Genomic DNA, 14,250 nt, shown 5'->3' on the forward strand with positions numbered 1-14,250 from the left:
CCACCGACAGGACGGTGATGCCACCGGCTTTTCGGTGGAGTCTCTTAAGCACAACGCTCAACTCACTGGAATCATTCAGACTCTGACGGTGGCATGGGACCTGCTTGGGACGGGACTGCCTTACCCCCTGAGACAAGGAGAATCCCTTGCAAGCCCGCTCCCTGCTTCTAACCGCCATTCTCTTTGGCGGATCGGCCGCCGTTGCCGCGACGCCCCCTCCCCTGACGACGGACACCGGCTCCCCCGTGGGGACCAACCAGAACTCCAAGACGGCCGGCCCTCGTGGCGGCATCCTCTTGGAGGACTTCCACCTCATCGAAAAGCTGGCTCGCTTTGACCGTGAGCGGATCCCCGAGCGCGTGGTCCACGCGCGCGGCACCGGCGCCCACGGCACCTTCGAGAGCTACGGCGACTTCTCCAAGCTGACGCGCGCGTCCGTCTTCTCCGCGAAGGGCAAGAAGACGCCGATGTTCGTGCGCTTCTCCACGGTCATCCATCCGTCGGGCTCGCCGGAGACGCTGCGCGACCCTCGCGGCTTCGCGCTCAAGTTCTACACGGACGAGGGCAACTGGGACCTGGTGGGCAACAACCTGCCCATCTTCTTCATCCGCGACGCCATCAAGTTCCCGGACATGGTGCACTCGCTGAAGCCGTCACCCATCACGAACAAGCAGGACCCGAACCGCTTCTTCGACTTCTTCTCGCACCAGCCCGAGTCGACGCACATGCTCACGCAGGTGTACTCGGACATCGGCATCCCGGCGAACTACCGCCAGATGAACGGGCACGGCGTGCACGCCTTCAAGTTCGTCAACGCGAAGGGCGAGTACAAGTACGTGAAGTTCAACTGGAGCTCGCAGCAGGGCGTGAAGAGCCTCACCGCCGAGGACGCCGCCCGCGTGGTCTCCGAGGACCACCAGCACGCCACCACGGACCTCTACGCCACCATCGGCGCGGGCAAGTTCCCTTCGTGGGAGCTGAGCGTGCAGGTGCTGGACCCCAAGGAGCTGGACAAGTTCAGCTTCGACCCGCTCGACGCGACGAAGATCTGGCCCGAGGCGCAGGTGACGTCCATCAAGCTGGGCAAGTTCACGCTCAACAAGATGCCGGACAACTTCTTCGAGGAGACCGAGCAGGCGGCCTTCTCGCCCGGCGTGCAGCCGCCGGGCATCGAGCCCTCCGAGGACCGCCTCCTGCAGGGCCGCCTGTTCTCCTACGCCGACACCCAGCGCTACCGCATTGGCGCCAACTACCAGTCGCTGCCCATCAACCGGGCTCGCGCGACGGTGAACAGCAACAACCAGGCGGGCAGCATGAACGTCGCCAACACGAAGTCGGACGTGAACTACGAGCCCAGCGTCACCCGTGAGACGCAGGACGCGCCGCAGTACCTCTTCTCCAACGCGCCGCTCAGCGGCACCACGCAGCAGCGCGGCATCGAGAAGACGGACAACTTCGCGCAGGCCGGCGCCTTCTATCTGGCGCTCGACGCGGGCGGGAAGGACCGCCTCATCAAGAACCTGGCCGCGGACCTGAACCAGGTGCGTGACGCCAAGGTGAAGGCGCGCATGGTGGGCCACTTCTTCATGGCCAACCCTGACTACGGCACCCGCCTGGCCAAGGCGGTCAACGTGAAGGTGGACGACGCCAAGGCCGCCGTGGCCACGCTCGCCGCCCGCTGATTCACTCTTCTCCGGGCCCTGGCAGGCGTGCTTCCGCCAGGGCCCGGCGTTTCCCGCCACTCCCCCTGGGAGAAGGCCGGGATGTGGTGGCGCACGGCGACTTCCCCCCTCTCGCCGCCCGTCACATCCCGGTCTTCCCTCAGCGGGAGCAGGCCCCCTCTCTTCTGGAGTCCGTCATGATTCGCAAGCTGCTGCTGGGAACGCTGGGCCTGTTGATGCTGGGCGCTGGGGTGTTGACGGCCGCGTGGATGTCCCTGCGCGCCACGCCCGCGCCGCAAGGGCGCCTGCTGGCCACGAGCGAGGCGGAGCGCTACCTGCTGGCCGCCGCCCGTGCCGGGGAGACGGACATCGTCGCCGGACTCGTCCAGGCGGGGACGCCGGTGGAGGCGCGGGATGCTCGCGGCTTCTCGCCGCTCATCCTCGCCGCGTACCACGGGCATGCGGACACGGTGCGCGCCCTGCTCGCCGGGGGCGCGGATGCGTGCGCTGGCGACAACAACGGCAACACCGCGCTCATGGGCGCGGCCTTCAAAGGCTATGCGGACATCGTCGGATTGCTCAACCAGCAGCCCTGCGCGGTGGACCAGAGCAACCGCTTCGGCCAGACGGCGCTGATGTTCGCGTCCTTGTTCGGCCGCGAGGAGGTGGTGGACCAGCTCCGCCAGCAGGGCGCCTCCCCCGACGTGCGCGATGGCAGCGGCCGCAGCGCCCAGGACTGGGCGCGCACGCAGGAGCCCAGCGCGCCCGTGCCGCAGGCGCCCACCGCGCCGGAGACCTCCGCCTCGGCGCGATGACACGAAGGCATTGCCCGGCCCTGGATGAGGCCCAGGAGGCCCCATCCCGGTGAAGACGCCGCCGGGAATCAGGCCAGACGGCCCGGCTGCTAGACGTACCGTGTGCCGAAGAGCTGGAGCAGCTCCGGCTCGGTGCGCAGCAGGTCCAGCGTCAGCGCTGCGTGGCCGGGCACGTAGCCGTTGCCCACCACCATGGTGACGTCCTTGCCCACGCCCTCGGCGCCCAGGGCCGCCGCGGTGAAGCTGGTGGCCATGGAGAAGAAGATGGCCGTGCCGCCGTCCTTCACCGACAGGATGGTGGCCATCTCCGTGTTGCCCACGCTGGCGCAGTTGACCACCAGGTCGCAGAGCTGGCCATCCGTCGCCCGGCTCACCGCTTCCATGACGTCCACGCCCTGCGTCGCGTCCACCTTCAGGGCCACGTCGCACAGGCCAATGCCGGACAGCAGGTCCAGCGCGCCCTGCGACACGTCGAGCGCCAGCAGCTTGCCCCGGCTCTCCAGGTTGCGCCGCGCCTGCGCCAGACACAGCGCCCCGCTCTTGCCCGCGCCCAGCACCGCCACCGTCATGCCCGGCCGCACGTGCCGGGCCACCAGCGCGGGCGCGCCACACACGTCCAGCGCCGCGAGCGCCAACGTGTCCGGCATGTCCGTGGGCAGCTTCGCGTAGATGCCGCTGGCGAACAGGAGCGCGTGTCCGCGGATGTCCACGCGGTCGATGTCCGCGTGCACCGCCTTCACCTCTTCGATGACCAGGGGCGTCAGCGTCAGGCTCACCAGCGTGGCGATGCGGTCGCCCACCTTGAGCAGCTCGCGCGCGGGGTGCCTGGCGCCCAGCTCCTTCACGCGGCCAATCAACATGCCGCCCGAGCCCGTCACGGGGTTCTGCATCTTCCCGCGCTCACGGACGATTTCCTGGATGCGCTCGCCAATGCGCTTCGCGTCGCCGCCCACCTCGCCCTTGATCTGCTTGAAGGACGCGGCGTCGATGTTGAGGCTCTCCACGTCGATGAGCAGCTCGGACTCGCGGCACGGCAGCGCAGGGTCCAACTGCTTCGCGCGCTGGGGCAGCACGCCCTTCTCGCCGACGACGCGAGACAGCCCGTAGAGGTCGATGCTCATGTTCCCGTCTCCCTGAAGGTTCTCGGGCGCCCGGCCCCGCCGCGGCGGGGCGCACCCAGGGAGGCGTCTACCCGCTTGGGCAGGGAAAAGGCCAGCGTCACGTCACGCGCGGTGGGCCGGGGCGTCCCCCAGCGGGCATCCCGTCCACCGCGAGGAGGCCCTGGCCCCGTGCGTCAGTCCTGCGCCAGGTTCGGCACCAGGACGGACAGCGAGCGCGCGAAGCGGTACGACACACCGGAGTGGCCGTCCTCGAACTCCTCGTGGACGCGCTCCACGCCCGCGTTCTTGAACTCCTCCGCGAGCATCCGCGTGCCCCAGCGGATGTTGAACTCGTCACGCGTCCCGCAGTCCAGGTACACCGTCTTCAGCTTCCGGAACGCGTCCATGAACTTCGGCACGAAGCGCACCGGATCGTGCACCAGCCACCGGTTCCACACGTCCAGCCGCAGCCGGCCCGTGTTCGCGTCGAAGGGCAGCTCCACGTTGAGCGGCTCGCCCTTCTTCGGCGAATACGCGGCGGCCATCGCCAGGACGTTCACCACCGGGAAGTCGTCCCCGCGCATCTTCGTCTCGCTCACGCGCGCCCGGAACTCGGAGTGCCACGCCTCCACGCCGCCGGCCTTCAGCAGCGCCGCCGCGGCCTTCGGCAGGTCCGGCAGGTAGCAGTATTCGAAGTAGGAATCCGCGGCGTGCGCGCCCACGTGGGAGAACAGGTCCGGGTGGTAGCGGCCCATCACCAGCGCGCCATAGCCACCGGAGCTGTGCCCCACCACGGCGCGCGAAGCCGCCTTCGGCAGGGTGCGGTAGGTGCGGTCCACGAAGCCCACCACGTCCTTGGTCAGGTAGTCGCGGTACCGGCCAATGGCGTCGCTGTTCACCCACTGGCTGCCGCCCAGCGACGTCCAGGCATCCGGGAAGACGCCAATGACGGGCGGAATCGCGCCCGACTCGACGAGCGCGTCCAGGCGCTGGGGGACGGTGGGCGCGAAGCCCGACGCGTTCGTCCAAGAGCCGCCGCTGTTGCCGAAGGCATGCAGGAAGTAGACGACGGGGTAGCGCCGATCATCCGCGCCGTAGCCCGGCGGAAGATACACGGTGATCTTGCGGCGAGCCGGGTCCCCCAGCGGGTTCGACTCCAGCGCGGGCGACAGCAGCTCACTCGACTCCAGCAATCCATTCATCCGTGCATTCCCTTCATCGGGCCCGCGGCTACGCGCGCGAACCGGGTTGCTTCCCCAGCGCCTTCATCACCGCCTGGAGGTCCTCCCACGCCTTGCGCTTCTCCGCCGGGCTGCGCAGGAGGTACGCCGGGTGGAAGGTGGGCATCAGCTGGATGCCCTCGTAGGTGCGCCAGTTGCCGCGCAGGCGGGTGATGGGCGTGCTGTCCCGCAGCAGCGTCTGCGCCGCGAACTTGCCCAGCGCCACCACCACCTTGGGCTGGATGGCGGCCAGCTGCGCGCGCAGGAAGGGCTCGCAGGAGGCAATCTCCTCCGGCTCCGGATTGCGGTTCCCCGGTGGCCGGCACTTCACGACGTTGCAGATGTAGACGTCATCGCGGCGGTAGCCCATCGCGCCAATCATCTTCGTCAGCAGGTCGCCGGCCGCGCCGACGAAGGGCACGCCCTGCAGGTCCTCGCTCTCACCAGGGCCCTCGCCCACGAACACCAGCTCCGCGCGGGGGTTGCCCGAGCCGAACACGAGGTTCTTGCGCGTCGAGCACAGCGTGCAGCGCTGGCAGTCACCCAGCTCCCGGCGAATCTCGTCCAACGTCGGCCGCTCGCCGTTCGCCGCTCCAGGCAGCGCCCCAGCGGGCCGCGACGTGGGCGGCGGCGCATCCACACGCATCCCAGCTCCCGGCGTCCGGGGCGCCGGAGGCCGGCCCTCAACGGAGCCAAGAGCCATGCCCCCCGGACGGGCTGGGGGCGGCACCCGGGCCGGCGCTGCGACACCGTGTCCGGGCAGTCCCGCTGCACCAGCAGGAGTCGCCGGGCCCGGCCGCTCCGTGCCGATGGAACGGGGCTCCGGTGCCTGGCTTGCCAGCGGCGGCCGGGGCAGCGGTGCCTCGGGGAGAGCAGGAGGCCCAGCGTCCGCGGCCCCCTGGGTCCGGGCGAAGCGCGCACGCAAGGAGGGAGCCGAGCGTTGGAGCTCGAGCGCAGCCTTGGCGTCAATCATCAGCACCCGGCCAGCGGCCTCCTCCTGCCAGAGGAGGTGGCGGCGCACATCGTCCAGCAGGGCGCTCAGGTCCTGCGAGGCCTCGGGCGTATCATCAATCACGGTCCTGGATCGGTATCGGACGTGGCGCCCGTGCGCAAGGAAGCGGACGCCCGAGCCGGCTGTTCGCCTCCCGCCAGAGCAGTTCCAGGCCCACGCCCGGAGTCCTACCCCGCCCTGCCCCCAGTCATCCGCCCCGGAGGCGCCCCTGGCCCACGCTATCTTGCGCCCCCAACCCGGTGTCACGCAGCGAGGAGCCGCCATGGAGCACCAGAACCCGGATTACCGCCAGGACACGGAGGCCCTGTTCACAACGGCCGCCTTCGTCATGGACCTGGGCATCCAGCCCGTGGACATCCGCCCCGGCGAGGTGGAGGCCCGGCTGGTGGTGCAGCCCCGTCACCTGCAGCAGGATGGCGTCATCCACGCTGGTGTCCAGGCGACGTTGGCGGACCATACGGCGGGCGCGGCGGCCTTCTCCGTGGTCCGCAAGGGCCAGCGGGTGTTGTCCACCAGCTTCACCGTCCACCTGCTCCAGACGGCGTCCGGTGAAGAACTTCGGTGCAAGGCCCGGGTGCTCCGCGCCGGCCGCCGGCTCATCGTCACGGAGTCCGAGGTCCACGCCATCTCCGGCGGCACGCCCCGGCTCGTGTCGAAGACCACCGTCACCCTCGCGGTGATGGAGCCCCGTTAGGACGGTGACACGAGCAGCAACTGGATGAGGGCCCGCGCCACCTCGTGCTTGCTGCCCTGGAGTTCATGCTGCGCGCCCGAGCGCGTGAGCACCGTCACCCGGTTGGTGTCCGTGCCAAAGCCCGCGCCAGGGGCCGTCACGTCGTTGGCGACAATCGCGTCCAGCCCCTTGCGCTCCAGTTTGTCGCGCGCGTGCGCCACCACGCGCTCCGTCTCCGCCGCGAAGCCCACCAGCACCGGCCGCTTCGGCTGTCCCACCACCTGGCGGGAGGCCTCCGCGAGCACGTCCGGCGTGCGCACGAGCGTCAGCGCCTCGGGCGACGTTGAAGCGCCCTTCTTCACCTTCTGCGGCGCGCGCGTCTCCGGGCGCCAATCGCTGACCGCCGCCGTGGCGATGAACGCATCCACCGTGCCCACCCGTGAGAGCACCTCGCGCGCCATGTCGTCCGCGCTCACCACGTCCACGACGTCCAAGCCGCCGCGCTCCACGGTGCCCACGGGACCGAGCACCACTGTCACCTCGGCGCCCAGGGTCCGGGCCGCGTGCGCGAGCGCCATGCCCATCTTCCCCGTGGAGGGATTGGAGATGAACCGCACCGGGTCCAGGAACTCGCGCGTGGGGCCCGCCGTCAGCAGCACCCGCTTCCCCGCCAGCGGGCCAGCGCCAAAACGCGCCGCGACCGCCTGGACGATGGCTGGAACGTCCGCCAGTCGCCCCTCCCCCACGTCACCACAGGCCAGCATCCCCGCGCCTGGGCCCACGCGCGAGAAGCGCGGATAAGCCAGCAGGGCCACCAGGTTCTCCTGCGTCAGGGGGTTGTCCCACATGGCCACGTTCATCGCCGGCGCCAGCACCACCGGCCCCCGGAAGGCGAGCAGCGACGTCGTCACGGCGTCGTTCCCCATGCCCGCGCGGATGCGCGCCAGCAGGTCAGCGGTGGCCGGCGCCACGACGAACGCCTCGGCCCAGCGAGCCAGGTCCAGGTGGCCGAAGTTCCCCTCCTGGGCAGGGTCGAAATAGTCCGTGAGCACAGGGTGCCCGCTGAGCGCCTGGAAGGTGAGCGGGGTGACGAACTGGCGCGCGGACTCCGTCATGGCCACCCGCACCTCGGCGCCCGCACGCGACAGCTCCCGCACCAGCTCGCAGGCCTTGTACGCCGCGATGCCGCCACCCACGCCAACGACCACCCGGCGGCCCTTCAGAGTCGTCACGTCCATGCGGCTTCCTAATGCGCGGGGAGGCGGGCTCGCAACCGTCCCGGCAGGGCCTCAGTGGGCCATCATCACGACGTCACTGCTCGAAGGCACATCCACGACGCGGACCTCCGGTCCGCCTGGGGTCTCCACGTGGAAGTTGCCCCACACCAGCGTGTACCGCCCGGGACGCAGGCCGCTCAGGCGGACCTGCTCCGACCGGGGCTGGTACACGAGCTGCGCCCAGCGCGAGCGCATCAACGCCACCGCCGGAGGATTGCCCACCGCCCCCAGCTCTCCCGCGACGACCCACAGCGCCCGGCCCCGCTCCGGCTTCACCTGGACGACCAGCGACGCGGTGCCCGGCCCCGGGCCCAGGTCCAGCGACATCTCCGAGCCGCCCACCTGCACCACCAGCGCCGGCTCGCCAGAGAACTCCCGGTTCGCGCCCAGCGCGAAGCGGTAGTTGCCCGGGGAGACCTCCACGCTGTAGCCGCCATCCGGCCCGGTGACGATGGTGAGCGGTTCGCTGCGGTCCGCGTTGACGGCCTCGACCTCGAAGCCCGCCGCGGGGCTCCCGTCCTGGCGGTACACCCGGCCGCTCAAACGCGTGGCCTGCCGCAGCTTGAGCTCCACCGGCCCCCGCGCGCCCCGCTCCAACGACTGGGTGGCGCTCAACCGCCCCTTGCGCGCCGTGAGCGAGTAGCGCGTCACATAGGGCGGGCTGGCCACCGTGAAGGTGCCGTCCGGCCCGGAGAGCACGGAGTCGTCACAGACGTCGCACGACACCACGGCATCTGGCACCGGCCCGCCGCCCTCGTCGACCACGCGGCCCGAGACACCCGGCAGCTTCTCCAGCACCAGGTCTCCCAGGTCGGGTGAGACCGGGCGATCCACCATCAGCGGCTCGTAGCCCGCCGCGTCCACCGACGCGATGACGCGGTCGCCTGCCGAGGGCAACGGCAGCTCGAAGCGGCCATCCGGTGCATTCACATCGTGCTCGTCCACGCGGAAGCGGCGCACCGGCTCACCGTCATCGCCCATGACGCGCCCGCGGTAGACGTCGCGCTTCTTGAGCACCACTCGCACCGGTGGGCCACCCGCCTTGCCCTCGGCGCGCTCGATCTGATCATAGCCCGGGTGCCGCACCTCCAAGCGGTAGCCCCGGTCCGGCCGCAGCGCACGGAACTCGAAACGGCCGCTCGCGTCGGACTGCACGGGCTCCGCGCCACGGGGCACCACCACCAACGTGGCGCCCGCTACCGGCGCGTTCTGCCCGTCCACCACCTCGCCACTGAGCGGCGCTCCGGGCTTCAGCTCCGCCTCCAGCTTCAGCGACTGCCCTTCCGTCAGCGTCACCTCCCGGCGCTCCGACGGCTGATAGTCGGGATGGGACGCCATCATCGAATACGTGCCCGCCGGCATCCCGCGCATCGGGACCATGCCATCCGAGCCGGACGGCCGGTCACTCCGGAAGATGCCCTGCTGCTCCACCCACAACACCACGTCCGCGCCTTCCACGCGGCGGCCCTCGGCGGAGACCGTCACCTCCAACGACGCGCGAGGCTCCAGCGCCAGTTGCACGTCGGTGGCCGGCGCCGTCACCTTCAACTGGCCACCGCCCCACTCCGAGTGGTGCGCATGCAGCTCGTACAGCCCCGGCGTGGGCACCTGCGCGATGAAGCGCCCTTCCGCGTCCGCCAGCGTCGACGCGCCCGTGGGCTGCACCAACACGGACACGCCCGGCGCGGGCCGGCCATAGACATCCAGCACCTGTCCGCTGATGACGGTGGCGCGCTCCATCTCCAGTTCGAGCGCCGTCTCCCCTGGCGCCACCTTCGCGGGCAGCTGCGCATCACGGAAGCCCTCGGCCTGTCCGGTCAGCACGTAGTTGCCCACGGCCAGGGGGCCCAGCGTCACCAACGCGCCGGTGCCACCGCGCTCCTGCCGGACGACTTCCCCCGTCGGCATGCGCAGCAGGAGCTCCGGTTGCGGCACGGGATGGCCGTCCTCGTCCACCACCGTGACGAGCAGGCTCCCTGCTTCCTCGAGTGCCAACGTCACCTGGGTGACGCGCTCGTCCAGTGCCAAGACGCGGGGCACGGACGCCAGGCCCTTGGCCTCCGCGGTCACCACCAATTCGTCCGGATACAAGCCGGTGAAGCGCACCGGAGCGCCGTCCGTGCGCAGCTCCCGCGACAGGTGGTCCGCGCGCAGCCGCACCAACGCGGCCGCGGGGGACCCGTTCCGGGTGACGCGGACCTCCAGGGTGCGCGCGGGCGTCAGCCTCAGGCGCACGGGCTGTGGCCCCGCCTCCACCTGGGACTCCACCGCGGGCAGGTACCCCTCCGCCGTGGCCAGCACATAGAAAGGCCCTTCGCCCAGGCCCGTCAGGGTGAAGCGGCCATCCGAGCCAGTCGTGGACTCGAAGGGCAGCGGCGCCCGCCGCGACATTCCGTGCACGTGAGCCCCCGCCAAGGGCCGGCCGGCTTCGTCCACCACCTGCCCCACCAGGGTGCGCAGCGGCGGCAGGTACAGCTCCACCGGGTCTCCCGGCGCGGCCCGCTCGCGGAGCGCGACGCCCAGCCCTGGCGCGCGGGCCCACACGGAGAAGGACACGCCAGCCAGTTGCTCGAAGCGGAAGCGCCCGTCCGCGTCCGTGCTGACCGTGGCCCGCGGCGTCAGGAAGCCCTGCTGCTGCTCGAAGAACGCCAGCGTGTGCAGCGCCGTCTCACGCGCCGGGCAGGACAGGAGCGCCTGGCCACACGCATCACAATGGACGCCCAGGAGCGTCCGCTCCGCGCTGGCGGCCAGGAACACCTCCGCGCCCGCGACGGGACGACCCGAGGCGTCCAGCACACGTCCCGTGAGCGCCAACCCCTCGCCCGCGGAGGCCACGTCCACGGCGGCGAACTCCGGCAGGGCCTTGCCAGTGGCGGCGTGCCTGTCGCGAGCGGCGGGCCCCGTCTCCGTGCCGGGCCACAGCCACACCACCCCTGCCGCGAGCAGGGTCGCCATCACGCCTATGACAATCCAGTTGCGCATGCGCAGACGGCGCGGACGTTAGCCCGGGACCGGGCGCGGAACGGCCGATTCCCCCTGAAAATTCCGGACGCGTCCTTTCCCGGACGCATGGGCGAGCCGCGCCTACAGCTTGTCTTCGAGGTCATCCAGGCGCTTCTCGACCCGCTCGAAACGCTCCTGGGTCGAATCCGCCATGGAGGTCAGCAGCCGGGCCATGCGGCCCGCGTGGGCCTCCATCCGGCTCATGCGTCCCGACACGGAACGCAGCCCCACAATCATGGACTCCACGGTCGACATCATCGTCTCCATGTTGCCCATCATGGAGTCCATGTTCGTCTGCATGGCCGCCATGTTCGACTGCATGGCCACCATGTTCGACTGCATGACCGCCATGTTCGACTGCATGGTCGCCATGTTCGACCGCATGGACACCATGCCCATCGCCATGCCTTCGACGTCCCCTTGCGTCGCCCTCAGCTCCTGGCGCAGCTCGACCACCTCGCCCAGGAACTTCACCACCACGTCGCCGCCCACCGCCCTCGCCATGCGCCGCCCTCCGACAACGGAACGGCGCGAACGTACCTGGGGCGTCTGACGAGCTTGAGATTCGGGACGAAGCTGCTTCGGTCGACGAGGGGCCATGACGCGTCCTCCTACTCCTCGGCGAACGGAGCAATCGCCTGGGCCACGGCCAGCTCCTGCCGCGCCTCGCTGAGCTCCGAGTTGGTGGCGCGAAGCCGGTCGCTGAGCACTTGGACGAAGCTCCAGAGCATCTTCACCGCGAGGATGGACTCGCGCTTCATCAGGCCCATCAGGTCCGGCCGCGAGATGACCATGGTGCGCGTGGGCTCCGTCGCCCGCACCGTCGCCGAACGCGGCGCGTTGTCGATGAGCCCCATCTCTCCGAAGTGGCCACCCGCGCGCAGCTCGGCGATCTCCACGCCGTTCTTCTCGATGGCCACCCGGCCCCGGATGACGACGAAGAGCTCCTCGCCCGGCTGCCCCTCCACCACGATTTCACGCCCCGCGGGATACGTGCGCGTGGTCGCGATGGACAGCACCGCCGTCTGCTCCTTGTAGGTGAGGTGACGGAAGAGCGGAATCTTGCGCAGCGCCTCCATGCGCGACTGCGCTTCGCTCGACTCCTCGCTGACGGTGGCGCCTTCGCCCGCGACCTTCACCACCACCGCGGTGATGTTGTCCTTGCCGCCGCGCTCGTTGGCGACATCGATGAAGCGCTTGGGCAGGTCCGCGGGCGCGATGCCGGAGATGAGCGGAAGGACCTCCTCGTCCTCGACATAGCCATGCAGGCCGTCCGAGCAGAGGATGAACATGTCCCCGGGCACCAGGTCCACGATGAGCGTGTCGACCTGGACGGACTCCTGGATGCCCACCGCGCGGGTAATCACGTTGCGGTACTGCGAGTTGGCGGCCTGGTCCTTGGTAATCGTGCCGGCCTTGAGCTGCGCGGCGACCAGCGTGTGGTCCTCCGTCAGCCGGTGACACTGGCCATGCCGCACCAGGTAGACACGGCTGTCACCCACATGGCCGATGACGCCCTTGTTGCCGCCCACCGCGAGGCACACGAACGTCGTGCCCATGCCGCGCTTGGTCGCGTCCGACATCGCCGTCCGGTAGATGTCCGCGCACGCGCGCTGGACGGCCACCTCGACGAGCGCCGCCGCCGCGGAGCGGCTGTCCGGCGTCGGGTTGTTGCCCAGGTCCTTCAACAGATGGCGGTTGGCGGAGATGTGCTGCTTGACGACCTCCGTGGCGCGGTTGCTCGCGACCTCGCCGGCCGCGTGACCGCCCATGCCGTCAGCCACCACGTAGAGGCCGAGTGCCGCATCCACCAGCATCGCGTCTTCGTTGTGCTGCCGCCTGCGGCCGACGTCGGTCAGTCCAAAAGCTTCTGTGGTCAAGGCCACCGCGAACACTCCCGTGTGTGACAGAGGGCGACTCCGCACGTTACGCAGGCCCACGAAGACGTGGCAAGGCTCAGGGAGCCATCCTTACGGCCAGCATCCGCACAAAACCGCTGGCCGTGTAGAAGCCGACCTCCACCTGGCCGAAGCGCAACCGAGCCCCATCCGCCACCGGAACGGCCTTCCGGGGCACCAGGCGGACGCCCCCCGCCCAGGAGCCATTCTTGGACCCGGCATCCGTCAGCAGGAAGCCCGCATGGCCTTCCTCCCGACTGAACCAGGCGTGGAACCGGGACACGCTCCCGTCGTCCAGGACCACGTCGTTGTTGCCCGTCCGCCCCACGGTGATGCCCCGCCCGAAGGCGTTCGTCCGCGATTTCACGACGGGAAACGCCAATGGCCCGCTGGCCCCCAGCGTGGGGGTCCCCGCGTTCGTCACCGTCTTCAGACGGTACTCCTCCCCGTCCCCGCCGCTGCCTTCCTCCGTCGCCGGAGTGAAGACGAGCAGCGCGGCTGGCAGGTTCCGCTCGAAGACTTCTCGGTTGCGGAGGTATCGCGACACATGGGCGCTGAGCGGCTCGGGCATACGCGGCGTGCGAACAGAGTGCTCGCAAGCCGCACTCTACGCAAAGCCTAGCGCCAATCCACGAACAACCCGACCATCGGGCCACCTACGAAGAAGCGGCCAAGGCTGCGGCGCTTGTAGCCAAATGCCTCGGCATACCCCACAGCGAGCCCACCGGCGATGTCCCCGAACTGGTAGCCCAGGTGGACGCGGCCCTCGATGAGGCCCGCCACGCGCCGGTCCTTCTCCAGCCCACCGTCGAAGTCCGCGCCGTAGAAGACGGGACCGCCGGTGACCTGGAAGCCCCAGTGCACCTGGCCGGGCAGGTGGTTCCGGTAGCCCACACCCAACTGCGGGCTGTGCTGGTAGAAGGAGCGCACCGCGTTCTGCGGCTTGCCCTCCTCGGCATCGGGGAACGCGAGCCCCCACGACAGACTGCCCTCCAGCAGCAAGGCGAAGGCGTCCTTGCGGTCCTGATAGAAGGTGAACTGCCACTGCACCTTCGTCTGGGAGGCCACCAGACCATCCTGGGCGCTGACCCCCAGAAGCACGCCGCGAGGCGCCCAGGCGGGCGTCGGAGAGCGGTGCTCCGGAGGCCGCTGCGCCTCCTGTGCGCCCGCGGAAGAGGCCAGACCAAGAACACCAACCAGCAGAACGGGAAGCTTGCGGAGCATGGGAGCCTCTTCCCGCCATGGCGCGGCCCGCTTGTCAACGGACTGTTCGTTTGGTTATGACACGCCTTTGTTACCTTCGGATGGGCCCAGGCCGGGGATGTCCTCCCGGAACCGCTCGCCGCGGGGCACAAGGAGCGGAACCCCGCATGCCAGTCGTGACAGTCCGGGCCGGAAACAAACAGCGCCCGGGTAGGTTCGACGTACTCGTCCGCAAGACCACGGAGAAGGTCTCCGACCTGCTGGAGGAAAGTGACCGGGTGCTCGTCGTCTACGAGCAGGGCTGCGCGAGCCTCTACTACGAGCGCGAAGGCGACATGCCCCACCCGCCCACGGTGAACCGCCCTTCCTGAGCGTGGTTCGCCGGCGG

At 70.0% G+C, this 14,250-nt stretch carries 13 protein-coding genes; 4 read left to right on the forward strand and 9 right to left on the reverse strand.

The annotated features are described in order from the left end of the window. Nucleotides 1-146: 146 nt before the first annotated feature. On the forward strand, nucleotides 147-1,682 hold the full coding sequence (locus BHS09_RS22100; protein ID WP_140792960.1) for a catalase: 1,536 nt from the start codon (nucleotides 147-149) through the stop codon (nucleotides 1,680-1,682). Between the two features lie 176 nt (nucleotides 1,683-1,858). Continuing rightward, nucleotides 1,859-2,476, forward strand: a complete 618-nt coding sequence (locus BHS09_RS22105) for an ankyrin repeat domain-containing protein (protein WP_140792962.1) — start codon at nucleotides 1,859-1,861, stop codon at nucleotides 2,474-2,476. 89 nt (nucleotides 2,477-2,565) lie between these two features. Here the strand turns inward: BHS09_RS22105 and kdd are convergent, their stop codons facing one another. From kdd to BHS09_RS38895, 3 genes are all read right to left on the reverse strand, one after another. Then, nucleotides 2,566-3,597: an L-erythro-3,5-diaminohexanoate dehydrogenase gene (gene kdd / locus BHS09_RS22110; protein WP_140792964.1), complete on the reverse strand. Its 1,032-nt coding sequence runs from the start codon at nucleotides 3,595-3,597 to the stop codon at nucleotides 2,566-2,568. Between the two features lie 173 nt (nucleotides 3,598-3,770). Then, on the reverse strand, nucleotides 3,771-4,778 hold the full coding sequence (locus BHS09_RS22115) for an alpha/beta hydrolase (RefSeq protein ID WP_140798858.1): 1,008 nt from the start codon (nucleotides 4,776-4,778) through the stop codon (nucleotides 3,771-3,773). A 28-nt stretch (nucleotides 4,779-4,806) separates the two neighbouring features. Continuing rightward, complete coding sequence (locus BHS09_RS38895; RefSeq protein WP_174260572.1) at nucleotides 4,807-5,871, reverse strand: uracil-DNA glycosylase; 1,065 nt, start codon at nucleotides 5,869-5,871, stop codon at nucleotides 4,807-4,809. A 199-nt stretch (nucleotides 5,872-6,070) separates the two neighbouring features. Here BHS09_RS38895 and BHS09_RS22125 point away from each other — a divergent pair, with 199 nt between their 5' ends. After that, nucleotides 6,071-6,502 carry a PaaI family thioesterase gene (locus BHS09_RS22125; protein WP_140792966.1) on the forward strand — a complete coding sequence of 144 codons (432 nt, stop codon included), beginning with the start codon at nucleotides 6,071-6,073 and terminating at the stop codon, nucleotides 6,500-6,502. Here the strand turns inward: BHS09_RS22125 and coaBC are convergent. From coaBC to BHS09_RS22155, 6 genes are all read right to left on the reverse strand, one after another. Beyond that, nucleotides 6,499-7,719: a bifunctional phosphopantothenoylcysteine decarboxylase/phosphopantothenate--cysteine ligase CoaBC gene (gene coaBC / locus BHS09_RS22130; RefSeq protein ID WP_140798860.1), complete on the reverse strand. Its 1,221-nt coding sequence runs from the start codon at nucleotides 7,717-7,719 to the stop codon at nucleotides 6,499-6,501. The genes BHS09_RS22125 and coaBC overlap by 4 nt on opposite strands. Nucleotides 7,720-7,770: 51 nt before the next feature. Continuing rightward, nucleotides 7,771-10,740, reverse strand: coding sequence for a carboxypeptidase regulatory-like domain-containing protein (locus tag BHS09_RS22135; protein ID WP_140798861.1), 2,970 nt, complete (start codon nucleotides 10,738-10,740; stop codon nucleotides 7,771-7,773). 102 nt (nucleotides 10,741-10,842) lie between these two features. Beyond that, the gene (locus BHS09_RS22140) at nucleotides 10,843-11,265 is read right to left on the reverse strand and encodes a hypothetical protein (protein ID WP_140798862.1); all 423 of its coding nucleotides are present in this window, start codon (nucleotides 11,263-11,265) and stop codon (nucleotides 10,843-10,845) included. Nucleotides 11,266-11,372: 107 nt separating this feature from the next. Then, nucleotides 11,373-12,656 (reverse strand): Stp1/IreP family PP2C-type Ser/Thr phosphatase, encoded by a 1,284-nt coding sequence (locus BHS09_RS22145; protein ID WP_140796553.1) that lies wholly within the window; start codon nucleotides 12,654-12,656, stop codon nucleotides 11,373-11,375. A gap of 61 nt (nucleotides 12,657-12,717) precedes the next feature. After that, a complete protein-coding gene (locus BHS09_RS22150; RefSeq protein WP_140798863.1) occupies nucleotides 12,718-13,230 on the reverse strand; it encodes an FHA domain-containing protein in 513 nt (170 codons plus the stop codon). A 47-nt stretch (nucleotides 13,231-13,277) separates the two neighbouring features. Continuing rightward, entirely contained in the window at nucleotides 13,278-13,883 is a 606-nt protein-coding gene (locus BHS09_RS22155; protein ID WP_140792974.1) for a hypothetical protein, read from the reverse strand. Nucleotides 13,884-14,029: 146 nt separating this feature from the next. Between BHS09_RS22155 and BHS09_RS22160 the strand changes: the two genes are divergently transcribed. Further along, nucleotides 14,030-14,233 carry a hypothetical protein gene (locus BHS09_RS22160; protein ID WP_140792976.1) on the forward strand — a complete coding sequence of 68 codons (204 nt, stop codon included), beginning with the start codon at nucleotides 14,030-14,032 and terminating at the stop codon, nucleotides 14,231-14,233. Nucleotides 14,234-14,250 lie beyond the last annotated feature (17 nt).

Origin of the sequence: Myxococcus xanthus (assembly GCF_006402735.1) — a bacterium.
GTDB lineage: Bacteria > Myxococcota > Myxococcia > Myxococcales > Myxococcaceae > Myxococcus > Myxococcus xanthus_A.

Excerpts from the sequence above, each read along its gene's own strand:
- BHS09_RS22105 (WP_140792962.1), top strand. The coding sequence starts at position 1,859 with ATGATTCGCAAGCTGCTGCTGGGAACGCTGGGCCTGTTGATGCTGGGC.
- kdd (WP_140792964.1), bottom strand. The coding sequence starts at position 3,597 with ATGAGCATCGACCTCTACGGGCTGTCTCGCGTCGTCGGCGAGAAGGGC.
- BHS09_RS22115 (WP_140798858.1), bottom strand. The coding sequence starts at position 4,778 with ATGAATGGATTGCTGGAGTCGAGTGAGCTGCTGTCGCCCGCGCTGGAG.
- BHS09_RS22125 (WP_140792966.1), top strand. The coding sequence starts at position 6,071 with ATGGAGCACCAGAACCCGGATTACCGCCAGGACACGGAGGCCCTGTTC.
- coaBC (WP_140798860.1), bottom strand. The coding sequence starts at position 7,719 with ATGGACGTGACGACTCTGAAGGGCCGCCGGGTGGTCGTTGGCGTGGGT.
- BHS09_RS22135 (WP_140798861.1), bottom strand. The coding sequence starts at position 10,740 with ATGCGCAACTGGATTGTCATAGGCGTGATGGCGACCCTGCTCGCGGCA.
- BHS09_RS22140 (WP_140798862.1), bottom strand. The coding sequence starts at position 11,265 with ATGGCGAGGGCGGTGGGCGGCGACGTGGTGGTGAAGTTCCTGGGCGAG.
- BHS09_RS22150 (WP_140798863.1), bottom strand. The coding sequence starts at position 13,230 with ATGCCCGAGCCGCTCAGCGCCCATGTGTCGCGATACCTCCGCAACCGA.
- BHS09_RS22155 (WP_140792974.1), bottom strand. The coding sequence starts at position 13,883 with ATGCTCCGCAAGCTTCCCGTTCTGCTGGTTGGTGTTCTTGGTCTGGCC.
- BHS09_RS22160 (WP_140792976.1), top strand. The coding sequence starts at position 14,030 with ATGCCAGTCGTGACAGTCCGGGCCGGAAACAAACAGCGCCCGGGTAGG.